The sequence below is a fragment of the Gracilibacillus kekensis genome, assembly GCF_900143085.1.
In the GTDB taxonomy this organism is placed as follows: Bacteria; Bacillota; Bacilli; order Bacillales; family Amphibacillaceae; genus Gracilibacillus; species Gracilibacillus kekensis.
On sequence record NZ_FRCZ01000002.1, the window covers coordinates 32,612 to 55,242 of the forward strand.

The 22,631-nt window shown below is 33.8% G+C and carries 25 protein-coding genes; 13 read left to right on the top strand and 12 right to left on the bottom strand.

Features of this window, described 5'->3' with window-relative positions; all coding sequences use genetic code 11:
- Window positions 1-14: 14 nt before the first annotated feature.
- Window positions 15-659: a YkyA family protein gene (locus tag BUC25_RS05665; RefSeq protein ID WP_073200610.1), complete on the bottom strand. Its 645-nt coding sequence runs from the start codon at window positions 657-659 to the stop codon at window positions 15-17.
- A gap of 168 nt (window positions 660-827) precedes the next feature.
- Between BUC25_RS05665 and def the strand changes: the two genes are divergently transcribed.
- Complete coding sequence (gene def / locus BUC25_RS05670) at window positions 828-1,382, top strand: peptide deformylase (RefSeq protein WP_073200612.1); 555 nt, start codon at window positions 828-830, stop codon at window positions 1,380-1,382.
- A 253-nt stretch (window positions 1,383-1,635) separates the two neighbouring features.
- Here def and BUC25_RS05675 read toward each other — a convergent pair whose 3' ends face one another.
- The gene (locus BUC25_RS05675) at window positions 1,636-2,412 is read right to left on the bottom strand and encodes a Cof-type HAD-IIB family hydrolase (protein ID WP_073200614.1); all 777 of its coding nucleotides are present in this window, start codon (window positions 2,410-2,412) and stop codon (window positions 1,636-1,638) included.
- 294 nt (window positions 2,413-2,706) lie between these two features.
- Between BUC25_RS05675 and BUC25_RS19290 the strand changes: the two genes are divergently transcribed.
- The 3 genes from BUC25_RS19290 to rnjA are packed head-to-tail and all read left to right on the top strand — an operon-like array spanning window position 2,707 to window position 4,743.
- Window positions 2,707-2,844: a hypothetical protein gene (locus BUC25_RS19290; RefSeq protein ID WP_170862651.1), complete on the top strand. Its 138-nt coding sequence runs from the start codon at window positions 2,707-2,709 to the stop codon at window positions 2,842-2,844.
- A 19-nt stretch (window positions 2,845-2,863) separates the two neighbouring features.
- Window positions 2,864-3,073 (top strand): DNA-dependent RNA polymerase subunit epsilon, encoded by a 210-nt coding sequence (locus BUC25_RS05680; protein ID WP_073200616.1) that lies wholly within the window; start codon window positions 2,864-2,866, stop codon window positions 3,071-3,073.
- Between the two features lie 2 nt (window positions 3,074-3,075).
- The gene (gene rnjA / locus BUC25_RS05685; protein WP_073200618.1) at window positions 3,076-4,743 is read left to right on the top strand and encodes a ribonuclease J1; all 1,668 of its coding nucleotides are present in this window, start codon (window positions 3,076-3,078) and stop codon (window positions 4,741-4,743) included.
- Window positions 4,744-5,157: 414 nt separating this feature from the next.
- Here rnjA and BUC25_RS05690 read toward each other — a convergent pair whose 3' ends face one another.
- The 3 genes from BUC25_RS05690 to BUC25_RS05700 all read right to left on the bottom strand — a co-directional run bounded on the left by BUC25_RS05690 (window position 5,158) and on the right by BUC25_RS05700 (window position 9,816).
- Window positions 5,158-5,829: a potassium channel family protein gene (locus tag BUC25_RS05690; RefSeq protein ID WP_073200620.1), complete on the bottom strand. Its 672-nt coding sequence runs from the start codon at window positions 5,827-5,829 to the stop codon at window positions 5,158-5,160.
- 241 nt (window positions 5,830-6,070) lie between these two features.
- Window positions 6,071-7,897 (bottom strand): ABC transporter ATP-binding protein, encoded by a 1,827-nt coding sequence (locus BUC25_RS05695; RefSeq protein WP_073201311.1) that lies wholly within the window; start codon window positions 7,895-7,897, stop codon window positions 6,071-6,073.
- A gap of 167 nt (window positions 7,898-8,064) precedes the next feature.
- Window positions 8,065-9,816 carry an ABC transporter ATP-binding protein gene (locus BUC25_RS05700; RefSeq protein ID WP_073200622.1) on the bottom strand — a complete coding sequence of 584 codons (1,752 nt, stop codon included), beginning with the start codon at window positions 9,814-9,816 and terminating at the stop codon, window positions 8,065-8,067.
- Between the two features lie 270 nt (window positions 9,817-10,086).
- Here BUC25_RS05700 and BUC25_RS05705 point away from each other — a divergent pair, with 270 nt between their 5' ends.
- On the top strand, window positions 10,087-10,914 hold the full coding sequence (locus tag BUC25_RS05705) for a mechanosensitive ion channel family protein (RefSeq protein ID WP_073200624.1): 828 nt from the start codon (window positions 10,087-10,089) through the stop codon (window positions 10,912-10,914).
- 374 nt (window positions 10,915-11,288) lie between these two features.
- On the opposite strand, the gene BUC25_RS05710 is transcribed toward BUC25_RS05705, so the two are convergent.
- From BUC25_RS05710 to cbpB, 3 genes are all read right to left on the bottom strand, one after another.
- Entirely contained in the window at window positions 11,289-12,404 is a 1,116-nt protein-coding gene (locus BUC25_RS05710) for an N-acetyldiaminopimelate deacetylase (protein ID WP_073200626.1), read from the bottom strand.
- A 77-nt stretch (window positions 12,405-12,481) separates the two neighbouring features.
- Entirely contained in the window at window positions 12,482-13,201 is a 720-nt protein-coding gene (gene dapD / locus BUC25_RS05715) for a 2,3,4,5-tetrahydropyridine-2,6-dicarboxylate N-acetyltransferase (protein ID WP_073200628.1), read from the bottom strand.
- 68 nt (window positions 13,202-13,269) lie between these two features.
- The gene (gene cbpB / locus BUC25_RS05720; protein ID WP_073200630.1) at window positions 13,270-13,710 is read right to left on the bottom strand and encodes a cyclic-di-AMP-binding protein CbpB; all 441 of its coding nucleotides are present in this window, start codon (window positions 13,708-13,710) and stop codon (window positions 13,270-13,272) included.
- A 166-nt stretch (window positions 13,711-13,876) separates the two neighbouring features.
- On the opposite strand from cbpB, the gene BUC25_RS05725 reads away from it, so the two are divergent.
- From BUC25_RS05725 to BUC25_RS05735, 3 genes are all read left to right on the top strand, one after another.
- Window positions 13,877-14,728 carry a metallophosphoesterase gene (locus BUC25_RS05725; protein ID WP_073200632.1) on the top strand — a complete coding sequence of 284 codons (852 nt, stop codon included), beginning with the start codon at window positions 13,877-13,879 and terminating at the stop codon, window positions 14,726-14,728.
- 19 nt (window positions 14,729-14,747) lie between these two features.
- A complete protein-coding gene (locus tag BUC25_RS05730) occupies window positions 14,748-15,344 on the top strand; it encodes an SCO family protein (protein ID WP_244535145.1) in 597 nt (198 codons plus the stop codon).
- A gap of 64 nt (window positions 15,345-15,408) precedes the next feature.
- On the top strand, window positions 15,409-15,861 hold the full coding sequence (locus BUC25_RS05735; RefSeq protein ID WP_073200636.1) for a YkyB family protein: 453 nt from the start codon (window positions 15,409-15,411) through the stop codon (window positions 15,859-15,861).
- A gap of 48 nt (window positions 15,862-15,909) precedes the next feature.
- Here the strand turns inward: BUC25_RS05735 and BUC25_RS05740 are convergent, their stop codons facing one another.
- Both BUC25_RS05740 and BUC25_RS05745 read right to left on the bottom strand, forming a co-directional pair.
- Window positions 15,910-16,107, bottom strand: coding sequence for a PLDc N-terminal domain-containing protein (locus BUC25_RS05740; RefSeq protein ID WP_073200638.1), 198 nt, complete (start codon window positions 16,105-16,107; stop codon window positions 15,910-15,912).
- 102 nt (window positions 16,108-16,209) lie between these two features.
- Entirely contained in the window at window positions 16,210-16,536 is a 327-nt protein-coding gene (locus BUC25_RS05745; RefSeq protein ID WP_073200640.1) for a hypothetical protein, read from the bottom strand.
- A 107-nt stretch (window positions 16,537-16,643) separates the two neighbouring features.
- Here BUC25_RS05745 and BUC25_RS05750 point away from each other — a divergent pair, with 107 nt between their 5' ends.
- Window positions 16,644-17,804, top strand: coding sequence for an aminotransferase A (locus BUC25_RS05750; RefSeq protein WP_073200642.1), 1,161 nt, complete (start codon window positions 16,644-16,646; stop codon window positions 17,802-17,804).
- Between the two features lie 54 nt (window positions 17,805-17,858).
- On the opposite strand, the gene BUC25_RS05755 is transcribed toward BUC25_RS05750, so the two are convergent.
- On the bottom strand, window positions 17,859-18,047 hold the full coding sequence (locus BUC25_RS05755; RefSeq protein WP_073200644.1) for an aspartyl-phosphate phosphatase Spo0E family protein: 189 nt from the start codon (window positions 18,045-18,047) through the stop codon (window positions 17,859-17,861).
- A gap of 228 nt (window positions 18,048-18,275) precedes the next feature.
- Between BUC25_RS05755 and BUC25_RS05760 the strand changes: the two genes are divergently transcribed.
- From BUC25_RS05760 to BUC25_RS05775, 4 genes are all read left to right on the top strand, one after another.
- The gene (locus BUC25_RS05760; protein ID WP_073200645.1) at window positions 18,276-18,611 is read left to right on the top strand and encodes a PilZ domain-containing protein; all 336 of its coding nucleotides are present in this window, start codon (window positions 18,276-18,278) and stop codon (window positions 18,609-18,611) included.
- 278 nt (window positions 18,612-18,889) lie between these two features.
- Entirely contained in the window at window positions 18,890-20,047 is a 1,158-nt protein-coding gene (locus BUC25_RS05765) for a hypothetical protein (protein WP_073200648.1), read from the top strand.
- A gap of 158 nt (window positions 20,048-20,205) precedes the next feature.
- Window positions 20,206-21,336: a S1C family serine protease gene (locus tag BUC25_RS05770; protein WP_073200650.1), complete on the top strand. Its 1,131-nt coding sequence runs from the start codon at window positions 20,206-20,208 to the stop codon at window positions 21,334-21,336.
- Between the two features lie 20 nt (window positions 21,337-21,356).
- A complete protein-coding gene (locus BUC25_RS05775; protein WP_073200652.1) occupies window positions 21,357-22,016 on the top strand; it encodes a hypothetical protein in 660 nt (219 codons plus the stop codon).
- A 117-nt stretch (window positions 22,017-22,133) separates the two neighbouring features.
- On the opposite strand, the gene BUC25_RS05780 is transcribed toward BUC25_RS05775, so the two are convergent.
- On the bottom strand, window positions 22,134-22,580 hold the full coding sequence (locus BUC25_RS05780; RefSeq protein ID WP_073200654.1) for a hypothetical protein: 447 nt from the start codon (window positions 22,578-22,580) through the stop codon (window positions 22,134-22,136).
- Window positions 22,581-22,631: the final 51 nt, after the last annotated feature.

Sequence of the window (22,631 nt, forward strand, 5' to 3'; positions counted from 1 at the left end):
TCGAAAGCTTAGTTTTACTCATATACCACATTTAATTCTACTGATTGATAAAAATCTTCTTTTAATTGATTGTATTGATCAGTTAATTCGTTAAACTTATTGTTTATTTCCGTTACTTTATCATATGAATTATTGACAGTTTCTATTTGTGAACGTAAATCCTCTTCTGTTAACTCTTCATCCATAAATAATTCATATAATACTTTATCTTGATCTAAAGATGCATGATAAGCTTCATTAAGCTGACCGTATGTATTATAACGTTCTTCCATCGTTTGGATCATATCGCTCGCAATACTTTTTGGATCTTCTTCTAAATCTTCCACATAGTCGTTCACTTGAGAAAACTCTTGCTCTGCTGCTTCCATGCTTTCCAATTCTGTTTGCAGCAATTCTTTTCGCTCGTCGATGGTTGTAATTGCCTTTTCAGATAGTGACGTAATTTTATCCATCTCATCAGCTGACAATTCGATAATTTGATTATATAAATCCTGTTCTTCTTGCTCTAACTCCATGAATGGTTCTTGTTGCTCTACAAACGTCTTCTCAATTTCTACCGTTTCTTCAAGATGATTATACATGTCATTAGCTACTGTTTCTCCACTACACCCAACTAGAAAAAGGGTTAGTAAAAAAGCAATGAACAATAATTTTCTCATTCTTAAAATCCTCCTAAAACAACTTCTTTATTAATAAGCGAATTTATTATAACATAAAAATGACTATCTTTTAGTTGAAAAGTAAAAATTGCTTATTAGAATTCTATATTTTTATTTTATTTTTCGTTAAGATAGATATTACTACTATTTATGAAGAGGTGGATATCAATGATTACTATGAAGGATATCGTGAGAGAAGGGCATCCTGTTCTAACCCAAGTAGCCAAAGATGTGGAATTACCGTTAAATGAGAACGATAAAAAGACATTAGAAGAAATGCTTCTATTTTTAAAAAATAGCCAAGACGAAGAAATTGCTCAGAAATACGATTTGAGAGCCGGAGTGGGACTAGCAGCACCACAACTTGGTATTTCAAAGCGAATGATGGCTGTTCATTTTCAAGATTTTGACGAGAACGAGTATAGTTATGGCTTAATAAATCCCAAAATAGTCAGTCATTCCATTGCACAAACGTATTTATCAAGTGGTGAGGGTTGCTTGTCTGTAGATCGGGAAGTTCCAGGCTATGTTCCCAGATACCAGAAAATCACCATCAAAGCTACAGATTTAGATGGAAATGAAGTTAAATTAAAGCTGAGAGGATATGCTGCCATTGTTTTTCAACATGAATTGGATCATTTAAATGGTGTCATGTTCTATGACCATATTAACAAACAAGACCCTTTTACTATTCCAGAAAACGCAAAGGCCTGTGATCAATAAGAAAGTTAGGGCTATAACTTATTTAGAAGATTAGCTAAAGTCGGTATAGGAACTTTTGAGAGAGCTTGTATGCCGTGCTCCGGAAGGAGTACTATTCACTCGTTTCAAAGTTATCACTCTTATTAATAAATACTCATCAGTATATAGCTCAATATGCTCCTAAAACGTATGCAATCCAAACGATTCAAATACTTGAAATCGTTTGGATTTTTGTAATTGTAAATTTTAACTTTCCAGTCTCTTAACGATTTTTTTAGTTGATTAATGACAAATGTTTGATAGCTTTACTTAATCCATCATTATCTACATCATCAGTAACATAGTCGGCTACTGCTTTTACTGCATCTACACTGTTTCCCATTGCTACTCCCGTATTTACTTTTTCGATCATTTCTATGTCATTTAAGCCATCTCCAAAAGCATACGTATCCTTCCAGTCGATTTCCATCGCTTGAATAAATTGTTCGATCCCATGTGCTTTAGATCCTATAAAAGGCATAACATCACATGAAAATTGATGCCATCTCACAAATTTCAAGTGTTCAAATTTATCCTCATAGGTTGCTTGTTCATCTTCCGTGTTAAACAATAAAACCTGAAATATGGTTTGCTGTTTATAGTATTCAGTATCTACCAGAGGATGTTCTCTTTTTAGACTCTCCATTCCTTTAGTTATATAAGGATGATCACTTACAGATGATTTCATATCGTGAATACTTTGATAAACTAATGGGTGCTTATTTTTTATACTAAATTTTGTAATTTCTTCCAATTGATTTAATGCAATCGGGTTTTGATGAATTACCTCCCCTTCGTGCACAACAAACTGGCCATTAAAACTTATATAAGTAGAAATATTTAGTTCTGTTAATAAATCTTGAAACATAAATGGTGCTCTACCTGTGGCAATTGAAACAATTACACCATTATCCTGTAACTTTTTCACTGCTTTCTTTGTAGCAATTGGTATTTTTTTTTCATGATTATAGATTGTCCCATCAATATCAAGAAATACTACTTTTTGTCCCAAATCAATTCTCCTCTATCTATTTGTATTATGCATAAAACAATAGCAATTATATCACGAATAGAGTGAATAAGCATGTTTATCATTGTTAAAACTAAACAAAAGATCGCAGTGAAAATACTATTTAAATCAGCACTTATTGGCTGGTTATGAAAAATAATTCAGTTATTTCAGCCTTTTTTGTTTCAAATTTCGAAAAATCGTACTATACTATATAGTAATAGGGATTGGATCGGTTCGTTGAATTTGCTTTGCTTTTCTTTTCTATATCTGGATAGGAAGGAGTTGGCAGATATCATGTTAAAACGTTTAAGAGAGAAATTAAAACGACGCATGCGGGAAGCTTTACGGAGAAAACGTATACCAACAACAATTAATCGTTCTGGAAATGTAACAGGCAACACCAAACAAACCATAGAATCTAAAAACAAATAACAACTAAAGGAGAGATACCGTGATATATAAAGTACTTTATCAAGAAAATGCATTAGAAGTACCTGTACGGGAACATACGCAAAGCTTATATGTCGAAGCTACTTCAGAAAAAGATGTACGCGATATATTAAATGAAAAAAACTTAAACATAGAATTCATCCAATTATTAAATGAGGCACATTTAGAATATGAACAACAATCTCCTTCTTTTAAAGTGGAGAATGGCTAATTATGAAATTTGTAAAAAATGATCAAACTGCAGTTTTTGCACTAGGTGGTTTAGGCGAAATTGGTAAAAACACTTACGCTGTTCAATTTCAAGACGAAATCATCTTAATTGATGCAGGTATAAAGTTTCCAGAAGATGAATTATTGGGAATTGATTATGTAATACCTGATTACACCTACCTTGTGCAAAATCAAGACAAAATTAAAGGTTTATTTATTACCCACGGTCATGAAGACCATATTGGTGGTATTCCTTACCTGCTACGAGAGATCAATGTGCCGATCTATGCAGGTAAGTTAGCAATGGGACTAATTAGAAACAAATTGGATGAGCACGGATTATTAAGAACAGCTAAGCTTCACACTTATCAAGAAGAAGATGTATTTAAGTTTAGAAAAACATCTGTATCGTTTTTCCGAACGACCCATAGTATTCCAGATTCATATGGTATTGTTGTTAAAACACCTCCAGGTAACGTAGTCCATACTGGTGATTTTAAATTTGATTTTACACCTGTAGGTGAACCAGCTAATCTTTCTAAAATGGCTGAAATCGGTAAAGAAGGGGTTCTATGTCTACTATCCGATAGTACAAATAGTGAAGTGCCTGGATTTACATTGTCTGAACGTGTAGTTGGAGACAGCATAAATGATATATTTTCCAGAATAGATGGCAGACTAATTTTTGCCACATTTGCTTCCAATATTCACCGCTTACAACAAGTCGTTGAAGCAGCCGTTAAACATAACCGTAAAGTTGCCGTATTTGGTAGAAGCATGGAAGGTGCGATTAAAATTGGACAAGAGCTCGGTTATATTCGTGCACCGAAAAATACATTTATCGATGCACATCAAATTAATCAACTTCCAGCAAACGAAGTAACGATCCTATGTACTGGTTCTCAAGGTGAGCCTATGGCAGCATTATCAAGAATAGCTAACGGAACACACCGACAAATTCAAATAATACCTGGTGACACAGTTGTATTCTCTTCTTCACCAATCCCTGGGAATACATTAAGTGTTAGTCGTATTATTAACCAATTATACCGTGCAGGAGCTGAGGTCATTCATGGACCATTGAACGATATTCATACTTCAGGACATGGTGGTCAACAAGAACAGAAATTAATGTTACGATTAATTCAACCCAAGTTCTTTATGCCAATTCACGGTGAATATCGCATGCTAAAAGAACATACAAAATTAGCAGATGATTGCGGCATTTCACCTAAAGACAGCTTTATAATGGATAATGGAGAAGTACTAGCTTTAGGTAAAGATAATGCTACCATCGCTGGAAAAATCCCTTCAGGATCTGTATATGTTGATGGAAGTGGAATTGGCGACATAGGAAATATTGTATTACGTGACCGCCGAATTCTTTCTGAAGAAGGTCTAGTCATCGTAGTAGTAAGCATCAATATGAAAGAATTCCAAATTGCTTCAGGTCCAGATATTATTTCTCGCGGGTTCGTATATATGAGAGAATCCGAAGATCTAATTAATGAAGCCCAAAAACTTGTTTCCAAACACTTGAATAAAGTTATGGAACGCAGAACCACACAATGGTCCGAAATTAAAAATGAAATAACGGATACAATTGCTCCATTCCTATTTGATAAAACAAAACGTCGTCCAATGATCTTACCGATTATTATGGAAGTATAAGCAAAAAGCCCGATGTAAAATCATCGGGCTTTTGTTATTAACAAAAATAAAGAAAACTAAGCATAATATCTAAACTGCGAAGTAACTGAAGTGGTAATTTTGAATGAAGGAATCTGTGTAACAACCGCTCCGGCTTGCTCACTTCGCTTTCCAGGGGGCGCGTCTTCAGCTAACTTTGTAAAGAAGATCCACTTTTTCAAGCGATTTGTGCTTGGAAAAGTTAGCTGAAGAGAAAACCCCACGGAAAGGGAAGTGGGCAGCCGGAGCGGATATCTAGGAAATTAAACATTTCAAAATTACTACTTTGGCTAATAAATTTACAACAGTTTACTTTGCAGTTTTTGTCTACTATTGTCTATGATTTGATTAACACAGCAAGGGTGTAATAATTGGCTTTGGGTCAAGCTTGTAACATTAGTCTTCTACTACCAGCTGTTTTTCAAAACGGGAGATGTCTTTGTCTGCACCGATTACAATTAGAATATCGTCCTTTTCAATTTGTTGTGTGGCCATTGGTGATACATTGATACCTTTTTCATCTGCTTCTTTTATGGCGACAACGTTACATCCAAATTGAGCTCTAATATCTAACTCAATTAATGTCATGCCGTCCATTTTATCTCCTGCCTTCACTTCAACAATACTGTGATCATCTGACAACTCTAGATGATCCAAAATATTCGTTGAAATAATACTATGAGCAATTCTTCTACCCATATCACGTTCTGGATGAACAACATGATCTGCCCCGATTTTATTTAATACTTTTTCATGATAGTCATTTTGGGCTTTCACGGTAATTTTATTAATACCTAGTTCTTTTAACATCAACGTAGTTAATATACTTGCTTGAATATCGTCCCCAATTGCAACGATTACGTGATCAATATTACGAATTCCAATTTCTTTTAAGACATTTTCGTCAGTTGTATCAGCTATGACAGCATGCGCTGCTATATTTTTAAATTCTTTCACTTTATCTTCATGAATGTCGATTGCTAGCACATCCATACCTTCTGCACTTAACTCACGACATATACTTCCCCCAAATCGACCTAAACCTATGACTGCAAACTCACGTTTCATAATAACTCCTCCAAAAAATTAGAATCTATCTTATTTTACCATATCCATTAAAAAAGGAAACCAGTTTATCGTTAACTGGTTTCCTTATCATTATCACAGCGTAACCGTCCGTAAAACCCTAAACGAAAAGATTCGAATATAGACAGAGAAGCTAAGTGGGGGATAAACGGACGGTAACATCCTGATAAGTTTCGCTAACAATCAGCGGGAGTTAAAAACTCCCACTGATTGTAGTCTCACTTTATAACGCATCTAACATTTCAAATTGAGATTTAACAAGGTCATAATACTCCCCTTGCTTTTTCATTAACTCATCATGGTTACCTTGTTCTAATATTTTCCCATGTTCTAGAACGATGATATTATCTGACTCTCTAATGGTCGATAAACGGTGGGCAATCATAATTGCTGTCCGGCCTTCAAGCAGCTTTTTCAGGGCTTTCTGTATTTTAACTTCTGTTTCCGTATCAATACTTGCCGTCGCTTCATCTAATATTAAGATTCTAGGATCCGCTAATAAGGCACGAGCGAACGATAACAATTGTCTTTCACCAGCAGAGAGAATGTTTCCTCTCTCTTCTACTTCTGTTTGATAACCATTTGACAGACGTTTAATAAAGTCATCCGCGCCAACAACCTTTGCAGCCTCCATAACTTCATCGTCACTAGCTTCTGGTCTGCCAAATCGAATATTTTCCATAATCGTTCCAGAGAAAATAAAAGTATCTTGTAAGACAACAGAAATATTCGTACGAAGACTATCTAGTCGCATGTCTCGTAAATCATGACCATCAATTCGCACTTCCCCTTTTGTTGGGTCATAGAAACGACTAATCAAATTAGCTATCGTAGATTTACCTGAGCCAGTGTGCCCAACGAGTGCAACCGTTTGGCCTTGTTTCATTTCTAAGGAAATTTCATGTAAAGCAACTCGATCTTCATCATAAGAAAACTGCACTTTATCAAAAACGATATTCCCTTTCATATCTTTAAATGCTTTAGCATCTTTCTTCTCTTCAACGTTTGGTTGTTCGTCTAAAAATTCGAATATTCTTTCTGACGAAGCCATTGCTACAAGTAATTGATTATAAATTTGACCAAGTCTTGAAATAGGTTCCCAAAACATACCTAAAAAAAAGGCAAAAGTAACAAATGTACCAATATCAATTTGGCCAATGATGATTAAGTGAGCCCCATACGATATAAGGATCACAGTACCAACCGCATTGCTCATTTCAACAAACGGTCCAAAATAAGCACTTTTCTTCATGGCAAGTCGTTCTTTTTCATAATTATCCGTATTTACTCCGTTAAAGAATTCCGTATTTTCTTTTTCCTGTGAAAAAGATTGCGTAATTCGAATCCCTTGCATACTTTCATTTAAATGAGAGTTTAATCTTGATTTTTGAATACGAACATCCTGCCAAGTACGGCGAATTCTTCTTCTCAATTTAATAGAAATAAGAAACATAATCGGTAAAATAATTAACACTGCTAATGCTAACGGTGGGCTAAATACAAATAAGATAACGATAATACCCGATAACATTACTACATCCATAAGCAAATTAATAATACCATTCGTGAATAACTCTTGTAGTGAGTTTACATCATTTAGTATTCTTACTAAGATCGAACCAGCTGAACGCTTGTCGAAAAAGTTATGTGACAGTCGTTGTACATGTGAAAATAGACTTTTCCTTAAATTATGAATAACACGTTGTCCTAAAATATTTACCCATTTAATTCGATACATGTTGGCAACGTAACTTAATAAATATAAAATCGAAATTCCGATAATCATATAAGTTAACAGACTTACATCTTTATTTCCAATAGCCTTATTGATTACTACCTCCCCTATTATGATCGGAACAACTAAACGAACCATAGTCGAAATTAACATGGCAATTATAGCTGCTGGCATTAATGTCTTCGAATAGGGTTTTAAATAAAATAATAGTCTCAGCATTTGTTTCCAGTTAAAAGGTTTTTCTACCGCTTGATCTAAAGGATAATAAAATCTTTTTAAATGTGGACTATTCTTTTTCATCTCTTCTGCTGTCATAGATTTTGACACTAGTAGTACCCTCCTTTTTATTTAATCACGTTGTAATGTCCTTAATATCGACTTTAAGATTCAAACCTAAGCAAGAATGTTAAAGTCGGGATAAACGGATGCTAATTACATTTCGCTAATCCAGCAGAAGTTTATATCTCCCGCGGATTGAAGTCTTATTTTATTGATTGCATAACAATGTCTCTATCCTGATATTGAATATCATATATCCTTCGATATGGCCCATTCTGATTAATTAACTCATCATGCGTTCCACGTTCTTTAATTTTTCCCTCTTCTAAAACTAAAATTTCATCTGCATGTTTCAATGAAGAAATACGGTGCGCAATGATAAATGTGGTTCTGCCATCCATTACTTCTTTTAATGCTTTTTGAATACGAAATTCTGTTTCCATATCTACGGCTGAAGTAGCATCATCTAACACTAAAATACTAGGATCAATTAAGATAGCACGAGCAATTGCTATACGTTGTTTTTGACCACCCGATAACCCCATCCCTCTCTCTCCTAATAAGGTGTCATACCCTTTCGGCATCTGCATAATAAATTCATGAGCTTGTGCTCGTTTTGCAGCTGAAACAATTTCTTCCATAGAAGCTTCCGGGTTACCATAAGCAATGTTCTCTTTTATTGTAGTTGAAAATAAGAATGATTCTTGTAAAACAAAACCAATATGTCTTCGTAACCATTTCAAGGAATAGGAGCTCGTAGGTTTACCGTCTACCAACACGTCACCCTCTTCCGGTTCATAAAACCTTGTGATAAGTTGTGTAATACTTGTTTTACCTGCACCAGTCGGCCCAATTAGCCCAATTACTTTCCCTGGAGGAGCATCAAAAGAAATGTCCTTCAGTGCCGCATCATCATCTTCCGTATACGTTAACGTAACATTCTTAAACGCAACATGACCTTTAATGCGTTCGGGAATAATTGGATCTTTTTCTTCTTCAATATCTTCAGGAGCTTCTAGAATTTCTAACAAACGCTCACCAGAAGCTTTTGCTTGAGAAAATTGGTTAACAATAAAACCTAAGTGCATTAATGGTCCTAATATATAGGTGACTAAACTAAAGAATGCTACTAACTCTCCTAACATTAGTTCTCCATTAATAACTAAGTATCCTCCATATATCAACAATGCTACCATACATATGTTTCCGATAAATTCCATGAAAGGAAAATATCGAGCCCATATATTGGACGTGAAAATATTTACTTCCTTATAATGTGCATTACTACTTGTGAACCGATCGATTTCAAAATCCTCTTTAGATAAAGATTTAACCGTATTCATACCACTGACATTTTCTTGAATACGTGTATTTAATCTTCCTAAAGACTTTCTGATATTACGAAAAGCTGGGTGTACTTTTCTATCAAATTGAAATACAACTACTGCCAAGAAAGGCATTGCTGCCATGGTAACTAATGCCAAAGGCACGGAATAATAAAACATAACACCTAAACTAATGATAATTAACAACGATACTCTGATTAATTCTCTAAAACCTGCAGCTAAGAAAAATCTAAATCCTTCCACGTCCATTGTTAATCTCGACATTAGATCCCCAGTTCGAGCATTATCATAGTAAGTAAAAGAAAGCCTTTGCAATTTTTTGTATAATTCATCTCGTAACGTGTAAACTGATTTTACTCCAAATAGATCGCCTAAATATTGCTGCGAGAAGTTGGCGAAACCTTTTACAATCATAATTAATAAAAATCCAACTGCAAGATATGGAATTAATTGATATTCGCCAGGAGTTACGACGTCATCAATTGTAATTTGTAAAATGATTGGGTATATTACGGTAATACTTGTTACAATCATTACAAATAAAACGGAATAGAAAAAATACTTTCTAAAAGGCCAATAAAAATCTTTTAATTTTTTAAATGTTTCCATCTAGTTTGCACCCCCTATTTTTTTACGTATGTATAAATATAACGGCAACCGAAATAAATTTCCACCTTTTCGACTTATTTTCTTAATTTTTTTTCAGAAATGATTTCAAATATAAATTCCAGGCACATTTTTCTTGCGTTAGTGTGAATTAATTGCTCTGTCGTCCTACTTTATGTATCGCAAATTATTTCTTAGGTTATTAATGTAATAGTTGCTAGTTGTTTTTGTATTTAATATGATAGTACTATCACCGAAAGAGGAGGAAGATGGATGTTTGAAGATGGATTAGAAATAAATTGGGGCTACATTTTGGACAGTGTAATTACATACGGGATTCAAGTCGCAATCCTTATTATCGCTATATTAATAATAGCCCCTATAGGTAAAAAACTAATAAAAACTGCATTAAAAAAGTCTAGTGCAAAACAATCCGAGGCAAGAATACAGACATTAGAGAAATTGTTATTAAATGTTTTTTCTTATGTGTTAATCTTTATTTTCATTGTTATGTTTTTTGGTATCATTGAACAACCTATCGGCCCATTGCTAGCAGGTGCTGGTGTTATAGGGTTAGCAATAGGTTTCGGCGCCCAGGGATTAGTAAGCGATGTCGTGACTGGCTTTTTCATTTTATTAGAAAAACAGGTCGAAGTTGGAGATTATGTAACTGCTGCTGGTTATGACGGGATTGTTGAAGAAGTAGGTCTAAGAACAACGCAAATTCGTGGATTCGATGGTACGTTACACTTTGTACCAAATCGTGAAATTGCAGGTGTGAGTAACCACTCCAGAGGCAATATGCGTGCACTAGTTGATATTGGTATAAGTTATGATGATAATATTGACCAAGCTATGAATATATTGCAAGGTATTTGTGATGAATTTGCAGAGGACTCTCGTTTTGTTGAAGGACCTAATGTGCTTGGTGTACAAGCATTTGGTTCGAGTGAGATTGTACTTCGTATTCTTGGAAAAACGGTTAACATGGAACAATGGGGTGCTGAAAGAGATATTCGAAAACGCATAAAAGAGGCATTTGATCAAAATAACATCGAAATCCCTTTCCCACACCAAGTAAACATTCAAAAGAGTCAATAAGTAATAATTCTAAATGAAAATATTAACATAAATGAAAAACCCGAATGACATCAAATTTACATGTACATTCGGGTTTTTTCAATTTCTAAAATATAATTTCAACTTGCTACGTATAAGAAGGATTATACAACATAACCTGATGGAAATTTTGACATGATATATGAGTGTAGTACCCGCTCCGGCTTGGCCACTCCCCTTTCCATGGGGTTTTTCCTTCAGCTAACTTTTTAAGCGCACTTTGCTTAAAAAGTTAGCTGAGGAGAAAAAACCGCGGAAAGGGAATCGGACAAGCCGAAGCGGTTGTTACGCAGTTCTCAAATCTCATAATTACCACAAGAATTATATCGCATTGTCCTGCTTTTGTTCATTTTCATTTACAGATCTCTGATCATGGCGGTTACGGCGTTTATGCCTACTTTAATGGCATCTTCGTCAGGGTTTAGTTTACTATGGTGTAATCCATATGGGGAATCTACCCCAAGCCAGAACATAAAGCCTGGTATCTCTTTTAAGAAATAACCAAAATCTTCTCCTGTCATGGCAGCATTGGCTTCAACATATTCGATTCCTTCTTTCCCAACTACCTCTGCGAAGCGATTGACATATTCACCCTGATTACTGACTTGATAATACATTGCACCGTAATCAACATCTATTTTACAATCGTACACTATTTCAAATCCTCGTATAATATGTTCTAACTCTGTTTTTATAATCTCCATTGTCGCTGGTTGCAAAGTGCGAATGGTTCCTTCAAGTCGCGCTGTTTCCGCAATGATATTCTGGACAGTTCCTGCAGTCATTTTTCCGATGGTTATCACACCACTATCGAGTGGGTCAATTTTTCGAGAAATAATTTGTTGTAACTGCGTAACAAAACTGCTTGCGGTAACAATCATATCTTTCGTTAGATGTGGATATGCAGCATGTCCACCTTTTCCAGTAAAGTCTAAAAATAATTCACTCGTATTGGCAAATAATAATCCTTCACGACTTGAAACAGTACCTACTGGTAATTCTGGGGCAATGTGCAAAGCAAATATGCTATCCACCTTCCAATTCTTAAAGGTTTCAGATGCTAACATTGGCTCTGCTCCACCTGGCCCTTCCTCTGCCGGTTGAAAAATAAATAAAACATTATCATTAATTGGTTGTTCACTTATATGCTCTAACGCCCCTAAGGCAATCGTCATATGTAGATCGTGTCCACATGCATGCATATTTTCACTATGTTCTGAACGAAATTCTAAGCCTGTGTCTTCTTTTATTGGTAAACCGTCGATATCAGATCGATATGCAATCGTTTTGGTTGGATTTTTTCCCTTTACAAAAACAAAAAGACCTGTTTTCCATTTCATTATTTCAATGTTTGATCTACCCATTTCCTCAATCTTTTTTATTAATAAAGCTTGTGTTTTGAATTCTTGGAATCCTAGTTCAGGTATTTGATGTAATTGGCGTCGAGTAGCTAATAACTTTTCAATGTTCATTATAAACTCCTTCCTCTCTTTAATTAAGCGATAAAGAAGACAGGACCATTGACGATGATCCTGCCTGTTTTTGATAATTAATTATCTAATTTGCGTAATGCTTCCATAATTTCAGTTTTCGATTTTGTTTGATCATCGATATCTTTAATTACTTTTGCAGGAGTACCAGCAACTACTTTATTTGGTGGTACATCTTTTGTAACAATGGCACCAGCTGCTACAACAGCTCCTTCACCTACTCGTACACCTTCTAAAACGACCGCATTCGCACCGATCACAACACCATCTTCAATAATAACTGGTTGTGCAGATGGTGGCTCAATAACGCCTGCTAAAACAGCACCCGCACCAACGTGACAGTTTTTACCTACTGTAGCGCGTCCACCTAATGATGCATTCATATCAATCATAGTTCCTTCACCAATAACGGATCCGATATTAATCATCGCACCAAACATAATAACAGCACCATCACCAATTTCTACTTGTTCGCGGATAATTGCACCGGGCTCGATACGTGCATTAATGTCCTTCATATCTAATAATGGTATCGCAGAATTACGACGGTCATTTTCAACTACATAATCCTCAATTTTTTCGCTGTATGTATCAAGTAATGCTTTTACTTCTTTCCATTCTCCGAAAATTACACCATTCGTATCGTTTAAAAATGTTTGAATGGAATCTGTAGCTTCTATTGCAGCTAAGCCAGTCCCTTTTACATATACTTTAACAGGGGTTGATTTTTTACTGTTTGAAATAAATGATATTATCTCGTTTGCATCCATTTGTTTCATCTTTTAGTTCCTCCAATATGTTTGTTTTTATTAATGTAACAAAAAATCAATTACTTTTACAAGTAGAATTATTCACTAGCGTACATAGACTTGTTTACTTCCTTTAAAATAGCACGTCTGGTTAAAATACCGAGGAAATACCCTTCTTCGTCCACTACACATGCAAAAGCATGATCTATTACTATTTTTAAACTCGTTAAAAACTCTGTATCTTTCATTAATGTTGGTTGATCTTTTTGCATCACAGCTTCTACTTTTGTTTCTGATAGTTTTTCCATTTCAAACCGTTCAATTCCCATTATACTTTTAAGTATAGGTGTTTTTGCTATTGTACCTTTAAATTTATAATTTAGATCAAGTACAGGTACAGATGAATAACCCGATTCAACTAAAACGAGTAAGGCATGTTCAATCGGATTACCTTCTTGAACATGTGCTACCTTTTCCGCTGGTATCATGAGATCAGCTACCGTCAAATCGGTAAGTGTTCGTTTTAATACACTGGACATATAGACACTCCTTTATCTATTGGTGAAGGAGCTATGAAGACAATCACCTTAACTATTTTAACATATTATTAAATATTTTGTGTAAACTCAGCACTATATATTTTTATTGTTAAACTTCATGCTATAATGTCATCATATGTGAATATAGGAAGGGCATTGTGATTTTATGAAACGTAGAACTTTTTTAAAGAGACTCTTTGGCAGTTTCGTAACTTTATTCGGCCTAAGTGGTGGTACTTATTATTATGCAAGAGAGTTAGAGCCGAATATGTTAGATATTCATACTGTGAATATTGAATCACCAAAAATAACAAATACTTTTGAAAATTATAAAATACTGCAATTTTCTGATACACATCTAGGATTCAATTATACACTTCAACAATTAGAAGATTTGGTTAGTAAAATTAATCAACAAAATCCTGATATCGTCGTTTTTACAGGGGACTTAATTGATAATCCTAGAACATATAAAGTAACTCAAAAACTAGTAACCATACTCGATCAAATACAAACTAAAGATGGAAAGTACTGGATTTATGGCAACCATGATCATGGTGGTTATGGAACAGACATACTTAGAGATATTTTCAACCAAGGCGGTTTTGAATTGTTACAAAATAGACACAGACAGATTAATAAGAATGGTGATATCATCAATATACTAGGTGTTGATGATGTGTTATTAGGGAAACCCGATATAAAGCAAGCCTTACAAGAAGTAGATCAGAACTTTTTGACTATTCTCCTGGCACACGAACCTGATTTTGCGGATGTAGTAAAAAACTACCCAGTCGACATTCAATTATCTGGTCATAGTCACGGAGGTCAAGTTCAACTACCATTCATAGGTTATATATATACACCACATCTAGCTGAAAAATATGTGGAAGGTTTCTATTCTGTCGGTAGTTTTCCATTACAATTATATGTAAGTAGGGGAATCGGGACAACCCGGCTACCTTACCGATTCTTCTGCAAACCAGAAATTACCGTTTATCATTTAAAACAAATATGAAGTAATGAGGTGTTTATATATGTTAAAAAAGGTATGGATTGCATTACCATTCATTATTATTTTAACTGCTTGTGGTGGAAATAATATATTAGGGGAAAATAACCAAAGTAATAATGAGAATGAATTTTCATATGAAGTAGAAGACTTTACTTTCACGAATCAGGATGGTGAGGAATTTTCTAAAAGTGAATTAGACGGTAAATATTGGATTGCTAATATGATCTTTACGAATTGTGAAACGATTTGCCCACCTATGACAGCTAATATGGCTCGTTTACAAGGATTATTAGAAGAAGAAAACATGGATGCGGAACTTGTATCATTTAGTGTTGATCCTGACAATGATTCACCTAAAGTATTAAGAGAATACATTGAACAACGTGGAGGTACTTTTGATAATTGGCACGCACTAACCGGCTATTCAAATGAAGAAATAAAGAGCTTTGCCCAAAACTCTTTTAAAGCTTTTGTAGAAAAACCCGAAAATAGCGATCAAGTCATTCATGTTAAAACATTCTATTTAGTTTCCCCTGAGGGAAATGCTATTAAAGGATACAACGGAGAAAAAGCAGATAATATGAAAAAAATTGTTGAAGATATCAAGTCTTTGAATTAAAGTAAAAGTAGAAGGAACCCTATTCCTTCTACTTTTTTAATACAATATTATGGAAGGTGAATAAATGCCAAAACTAAACTGTACACTAGAAAATATAGGGCAAGCATTATTTATTGTGAATCGTCACGCTAAAACAGCACCTGACCCAACGTATCTTTATAAACTAAAGAAAGAAACGATGAAAAAGTTAATCAGTGAAGAAAAGGCTCACAAGATAGGATTGCATTATTCTAATAATCCGAAACTTAGTCGTCAGCATTCCGTTCTATTAGTACAAGTGGGCGATTACTATTTTCATATGCCTCCTACAAAGGAAGATATCAATTCATTAGAACATTTAGGACATTTAAATGACTCCTATCGAAACCCTAAACCCACCCTTTCACTTACTAAATCCAAAAAGATATTACAAGAATATCTGAATTGGATCGACCCAAAACGAAAATCAACAAGATCTCATTATTCTAACCAAACCTCTTCTCTCTCTCCTTTTTATCACAAAAGAAAACGATGGTAAGTTTGTAAGCACAGGAAGCATCAATGCGATTTACTTCCTGTGTTTAACCTAATCTCTCCTAATAACCAAATATACGATCAGTCCTATAACTGGAAAAAACAGCGTTCCAATTAACGCCAAAATTGCATACTCTTTACTATTACCATTACGAATCGCATCTCGATATGTCCAAATACTAGTAATAATATTTAGAATAAACAAAAGTAAAATGAATAATAAAGGAAAAAAGACAACTACCATTTCCATTTCAAACGCCTCCTTATATATTCATTTACGTAATGGCAATACATTTGGTTACAAATTCACTAAATAATTTTACTAGAACCTCCAACTCAAAAATCGATTATGTTAGGGTTTGTATTTGCTTGTTCTTAATTTAAGCCCTCTTTTTATGCTCAGGATGATCGAGAAGATTATGATTGCGTAAAGAACATAACGCCAATCTTCTACGTTGATCATTGCTGAGGTTAACCAGAACATGAGAATAACTGCCATAATATAGGTCAAAAACACACTCCATTCTAAGGCTATAACAAATTTAACAAATGGTTGTAATAATAAAAATAAAAGTGATAAACCTAATAAAACGTAGATAACAAAGAACATTTCTGTTTGCATTGTTAATAATAAATAGTCACTAATTCTTAACATTTCCTTCCACAGTTGTTCCAACAAATTGCATCCCCCCTTTACATATGTGATAAAATAATGCTAGATTTTTAATTTTAATATTATTATCACCATGCTACTCAATAGATATAAGTCATGTAGGAGGTATTTTTATGGAACAACTACTAAATAACCGTGTCAAAAATATAGAAATTTCAGGTATACGACAATTTTTTAATATGGTAGCAGACAAAAAAGATGTGTTATCTTTAACAATAGGTCAACCAGACTTTCCGACACCTCACCACGTAAAAGAGAAAACAAAAGATGCGATAGATAAAAACCATACCACTTATACACCGAATGCTGGCATTTTATCATTACGAAAAGCGATCACAGATTTTAACAATTATAATTATCATTTAAATTACAATTATGAGAGTGAAGTAATTGTAACAGTCGGTGCTTCCCAAGCGATTGACGTTACATTAAGAACCATTTTGAATGAAGGTGATGAAGTGATTCTTCCTGGACCTGTTTATCCAGGATATGAACCATTAATCACTTTAGCTGGAGGCATTCCTGTACATATTGATACTCGTGAGAACCAATTCAAAATTACCGCTCAACAAATTGAACAAATGATCACAGATAAAACAAAGGCTATTATTATTCCTTATCCTTCCAATCCTACTGGGGTTACTTTATCTAAAGCAGAATTAGAAGAGATAGCGTCTGTAATAAATAAACATGATGTATTTTTGATAGCGGACGAAATTTATAGTGAATTAATTTATAAAGACACACATGTATCTATTGGAAGTTTTATGAACATTAGAGATAAAGTTATTATCATAAATGGGGTATCGAAATCACATTCAATGACAGGCTTTCGAATCGGATACATACTAGCAGCAGAATGGCTGACTAAACAAATGTTAAAAGTTCATCAATATAATGTTTCATGTGCTTCTTCTATCAGTCAATACGGTGCCTTAGAAGCGATTGAAAATGGGCAAAATGATTCTATGGAAATGAAAGAGATTTATCAGCTAAGACGGGATTATGTATACGATAGGTTAAAAAAAATGAATGTGGTGACTTATCTACCGACTGGAGGATTTTATTTCTTTGTTGACATTAGTCACTTAAAAGAAGATTCATTTACGGTTGCTTTAAAGTTAGTAGAAGAAGCAAAAGTTGCTCTCGTTCCTGGAAGTGCATTTTCCCGATTCGGAGAAGGATTTTTACGTTTATCTTATGCTTATGACTTAGAAACAATTAAAGAAGGGTTAGACAGAATAGAGCCATTTATTAAAAAGAATACAAAGTAACAAATCGGAAATAATTCCAAAAAATTAACGTACATCAGAAATATAACTATTAAGTCATCCCTGGTGTTTTTGCTTATCGTTCGTTTGCTGTTTATATTGTTCATAATCATTTAATAATTCATCTAATTCTTGACTTATATGTAAAGACTCTTTACTCGTTATCCCTTTTTTAAGAGCAACATCGGTCATTTCTTTGCGCAATTTCTCTATTTTACTTATTAATTTAACTGAATTTAGTGACATTATACCGAGTTACCCCCTATATAATATTTGCTTGGTTTCAAGAAAAAGTGATTGGTAAACGCTATTGATTATCCCAAATAATTTAATTAATGTAAAGTAAACCGCAAAATAAGACACGTTTTTCACAAGAATTAACAATATTCTTTTCATTTCTATGAGGATTCGACAAATTCACCCTATTTTATGATATAGTATGTGTAATCTGGATTTTTAAGGGTGATTTTTTCAATGCATTATAAAAGAAATGAAGCATTCCGCTATCAATTCAAAGAGAAGATTACAGCAGAAATTACAATTGACAGATTATATACTATTGAAATTATACTCATTGATGTTAGTCCAAAAGGAATGAGATTTAGTAGCACGAAAAAGATCCCGATAGATTCGAATATATGTATTGAATATAAAATTGTTCATGAAAAATTACAAATTAATGGATTCATTGTATGGCAAATTGATTATGGAACATTTTATCAATATGGAGCTTCTTTAGAAGATAATAAAATATATCAAAAACAATTAATAAATGAACTAAAAAAACTTGCTAAGACAAAACCTCAATAGTCTATATCTATTGAGGTTTTTAATGTTTTTTAAATTATTTAACACGATCAAACAAACTAAATCCGACACAACCAATCAAAATGATAAAACATAATATTCCAAAAATTGTAGAACCCACAAGTTCACTCCTCTTTTTTCTTAATTTTTCTATATTAATAGTATACCTAATTGAATAATTTTATTAAAGAATATTGTTCTTTATTTTATAAAGATTTTCCATTTTCATGCTATAATATGTATAACTATCTTGAACGAATTGCAGAAGGTGAGGTCTTACATTGTCTTTTTGTCCTAAATGTGGTGGCCAGGTTCAGGAGATGGAGAGTTTTTGTGTCTCTTGTGGAAAAAGGCTACCTGAAGATTTAAAGGAAAGAAACCTGCCCGAAAAACCAACAAAAAAATGGTGGTTTCTCCCTGTTTTTTCTTTAGTAATTGCTTCTATTATTCTATTTTCTATTTATATTTTTACTAATTATCAATCTAATAAAGCATTAGAATATTATGAAGAAGCAGAAGAAATGGCTTTAATAGGAGATTACGATCAGGCAAAAGAATTATTGCAGCAAGCTTTGCAATATAAGGATAAGTTTCCATCCGCTAAAGAAGTATTAAGTTTTTTACAGGTGGCTTCTGAAGTGGAAAACAACTTACAAAATGTGCACCAACTAAATGAGGACAAGAATTTTCCCGAAGCATTTGATGCGATTCGACAAACAGAAAATGAACTAAAGAAATATAACGGGAACTTAGTCGATCAAATGACAGAAAAAACGATAAACATTAAAGATCAAACTTTATTGAATCAAGCCACTTATAAGTTAAATAATGACCCTACTATAGAAGATTTAAAGACATTAGTTTGGGAAACAGAAGATTTATCACATGAACAAGCTCCAGAATTAATAGATCAAGTACAACAAAAATTAGTTGCTATGACTTATCAAGAAGCTACTAATTCATTAGATAACCTTCAATTCTCACATGCTTTACGTATTATAGAAGATACATTGATGGTTATCGAAAATTCCGAACAATTGGAGAGCTTAAAAACTACAATAAATAAAGAAAAAACTGCTTTTGAATCGGCGCAAGAACAGCGTATAGAGCAAGCACTCTCTGTATTTGAAGAAGAACAGGAATTAAATGAAAGTCACGCTATTGAATTAATTGATATCCAATTAAAAACAGAGGAAGACAAATGGCTGATCAGTGGTCAATTAAAAAGTGTCGCAACCGTACCTATTCATTCTATTTTAGTTAGTTATTCCATTATAGACGAAAACGATAAAATCATACTGGAAAATGACGTCTATGTCTATCCTGAGACGCTTTACCCAGAAGAAGTTGGAAACTTTGACTTCACTCATTTTGATGCCAATACAGAAAATACCAGATTAACAGCTAAAGTAGAGGAAATCACGTGGTATCTGGAATAAAGTGATACTCCGATCAAAGAAAATCTAAGCCACTTTGATTTGCGAAACTTATCGGGAGCTAGTGTCCGTATATTCCTCACTTAATTCGTTGCAAAAGTCAGATACAATAAGTGACGATATACGGACGATTACACCGTGATACACAACGGAGGAATATAATGTACAAGAAGAGGAAATTTATCCCTGTTTTTATATCTATTCTCATTTTACTTACAGCACTAATTATCGCCTTCTTTCATGTTCATGATTGGCGTAGCCAACCCTATTTATTGGATAATACACTTGCAACAAATATAGAAAATAGTAAAAATGAAATCAATTTAAAAAATATTATTCACGAATCTCAAAAATCTGTTGTACAAATTGAAACAACGAACAAATTAAATAATAAAACAGGGTCAGGATTTGTGATTAATAATGAGGGCGATATCATCACTAACGCGCACGTCATTGAAGATGCTGAGTCTATTGTTGTAAAATTATCAAATGGCAGGCAATATCCTGCAGCAATTGTAGGTATTGGCAAAGAACAAGACTTTGCTGTTATTAGAGTCCCTGAATTACACAATTTAGAACCTATTACAATCGATTCAGAATATCAAGCAGAAATCGGAGACGAGATAATAGCAATAGGGAGTCCCGTAGGCATTCAAAATAGTGTATCCTTAGGTTTGGTAGTTGGAACAGATCGCTCCTTCACGATTAACAATTTTCAATATGATAATGTATTTCAAATATCCGCAAATATCACGTACGGAAACAGTGGAGGTCCACTTATTTTACGAAATAGTGGTAAAGTAATTGGCATTAATTCTGCTGGCATTTCAGATACTGATATCGGCTTTAGTATCCCCGTAACACAAGCTAAAGACCAAGTAGAGAAATGGATTAAAAATGCAAATAATAAGGAATTAGAGTACCTACCGGTTGTGGGTCAACAAATTAACCAACAACAATTAGAAGAAGATGCATTGTATCTTGTAGATTATCTGTTCGATAATATATCTTTAAGAGATTACGTGAATGCTTACTCTATGTTTGGCAGCGAATATCAAAGTCTGACAAGTTATACTGAATTTCGTCAATCTTTTCAATCTTTACTTGGTTTAAATACTAAAGAAAAATCAATCCTTGAAAAAAAGAATGGTATTGTCCAAATTAAAGTAGATTTGGAAGTGACAGTAAGAGATGAGTCATACCAGGAAGTACAGGAAGATTGGCACTATACAATAGTAATTGGATATGAGAACGATCAGTTAAAAATTCTGAAAATGTCAAGATCCACGTAATATAGGTTGGAGGTGTTTTTATGAAGAAATTACTTTGTTTATTGCTTTTATTCTTAATAGCATGCAGCAACCATGAATCAGAGCCGATGATAACCAAAGAAGAACCGCAAGAACCTGTTGAAGAATTATTAGAAAAAGAAGAGATAACGGATATACCTCAAGAAAAGCAAAATCTTGAGATAGAATTTATCTTGAAAGATGAAATTATTACTTTGAATACTAAAAACATTACGATTTTGGGCTCATTTTTAAAAACCGTAAAAAATAAGCAAAGCGCGATAGCAAATATGGAGTTAAAAAAACTTGAATTGGATAGACTCTATTTATTATCATTTAATTGCAGTGAGGATACTTGTTCCTACCTTCTATTAGATAGAAACGAGCCCAATCGCTCCTTTCTGATCGATGATTTAGCATATATAAAAGAAATAAACTACTCTCCTGAGGAGTCAAAGCTGTTATTTATAATTGAAACATATCATACAGATACATATAAAGTTTTTCATTTAGAAGACTGGACACCGAAGTCGTATGAACCTAAACTTCCAGAAGAAAACATTAGAATTGAAAATGCAATGTGGTTGGATGAGGAGACAATAAAGTTGGAATATCTGCTTCGTTCAGATAATACATCACATGAGATGACATTAAGACAAAGTCAAAAAGCGCTCTTTGATTAACTTGAGTCCTTAAAAGAAACCTGAAACCTAAATATCCTTTAATGTATAAAATCCAAGCGATAGTTCAATCGCTTGGATTTTTGTACGGTAAATTCTTTTTATTTAGTTTCCGTCTCTTTAATTAAATTTTATTTCACTTTTTGTTTTAATATCAATTCTCTTTTCTTCTATAAAAAATTGTGTGTGGACATAAACTTTATGAACACCTTTATCAAGTGACGGAAATTTCAAAGGCTCTTGTGGATGATATTGCAAACCAGGTTCCATTTGTTTTGAAATCGGACTTCCTGTAAAAACCGCATTATCAGCATTAATCGTTACTTGAGTAAGTGGTGTTCGATGTCTTACCATAATGTCTTCTTTCCCAATATATTCAATTGACCGTAATACTTGAAATCCTTCCTCTGTTTTTTCAATCCTAATATGTACAATAAAATCCTCATATTGCTCCTCAATCTTGACGGATTCATCTAAAGACGGTTTTACAATACCTTTAAGAATCAACAATGAGATTGCTCCAATACATGCTATTATAGCGATGACAATCGTGATTTTTTTCCACATTTGTCACTCCCCCCTCGCTACGTTTTTTATAAAGTATGACTTTAATCTAAA

Bases quoted from the DNA above. Each gene is read 5' to 3' on its own strand.
- BUC25_RS05665 (WP_073200610.1), bottom strand. From the start codon at position 659: ATGAGAAAATTATTGTTCATTGCTTTTTTACTAACCCTTTTTCTAGTT.
- dapD (WP_073200628.1), bottom strand. From the start codon at position 13,201: ATGAAACAAATGGATGCAAACGAGATAATATCATTTATTTCAAACAGT.
- BUC25_RS05750 (WP_073200642.1), top strand. From the start codon at position 16,644: ATGGAACAACTACTAAATAACCGTGTCAAAAATATAGAAATTTCAGGT.
- BUC25_RS05740 (WP_073200638.1), bottom strand. From the start codon at position 16,107: ATGGAAATGGTAGTTGTCTTTTTTCCTTTATTATTCATTTTACTTTTG.
- BUC25_RS05705 (WP_073200624.1), top strand. From the start codon at position 10,087: ATGTTTGAAGATGGATTAGAAATAAATTGGGGCTACATTTTGGACAGT.
- BUC25_RS05780 (WP_073200654.1), bottom strand. From the start codon at position 22,580: ATGTGGAAAAAAATCACGATTGTCATCGCTATAATAGCATGTATTGGA.
- def (WP_073200612.1), top strand. From the start codon at position 828: ATGATTACTATGAAGGATATCGTGAGAGAAGGGCATCCTGTTCTAACC.
- BUC25_RS05760 (WP_073200645.1), top strand. From the start codon at position 18,276: ATGCATTATAAAAGAAATGAAGCATTCCGCTATCAATTCAAAGAGAAG.
- BUC25_RS05725 (WP_073200632.1), top strand. From the start codon at position 13,877: ATGAAACGTAGAACTTTTTTAAAGAGACTCTTTGGCAGTTTCGTAACT.
- BUC25_RS05775 (WP_073200652.1), top strand. From the start codon at position 21,357: ATGAAGAAATTACTTTGTTTATTGCTTTTATTCTTAATAGCATGCAGC.
- cbpB (WP_073200630.1), bottom strand. From the start codon at position 13,710: ATGTCCAGTGTATTAAAACGAACACTTACCGATTTGACGGTAGCTGAT.
- BUC25_RS05695 (WP_073201311.1), bottom strand. From the start codon at position 7,897: ATGACAGCAGAAGAGATGAAAAAGAATAGTCCACATTTAAAAAGATTT.
- rnjA (WP_073200618.1), top strand. From the start codon at position 3,076: ATGAAATTTGTAAAAAATGATCAAACTGCAGTTTTTGCACTAGGTGGT.
- BUC25_RS05755 (WP_073200644.1), bottom strand. From the start codon at position 18,047: ATGTCACTAAATTCAGTTAAATTAATAAGTAAAATAGAGAAATTGCGC.
- BUC25_RS05690 (WP_073200620.1), bottom strand. From the start codon at position 5,829: ATGAAACGTGAGTTTGCAGTCATAGGTTTAGGTCGATTTGGGGGAAGT.
- BUC25_RS05710 (WP_073200626.1), bottom strand. From the start codon at position 12,404: ATGAACATTGAAAAGTTATTAGCTACTCGACGCCAATTACATCAAATA.
- BUC25_RS19290 (WP_170862651.1), top strand. From the start codon at position 2,707: ATGTTAAAACGTTTAAGAGAGAAATTAAAACGACGCATGCGGGAAGCT.
- BUC25_RS05730 (WP_244535145.1), top strand. From the start codon at position 14,748: ATGTTAAAAAAGGTATGGATTGCATTACCATTCATTATTATTTTAACT.
- BUC25_RS05735 (WP_073200636.1), top strand. From the start codon at position 15,409: ATGCCAAAACTAAACTGTACACTAGAAAATATAGGGCAAGCATTATTT.
- BUC25_RS05700 (WP_073200622.1), bottom strand. From the start codon at position 9,816: ATGGAAACATTTAAAAAATTAAAAGATTTTTATTGGCCTTTTAGAAAG.
- BUC25_RS05770 (WP_073200650.1), top strand. From the start codon at position 20,206: ATGTACAAGAAGAGGAAATTTATCCCTGTTTTTATATCTATTCTCATT.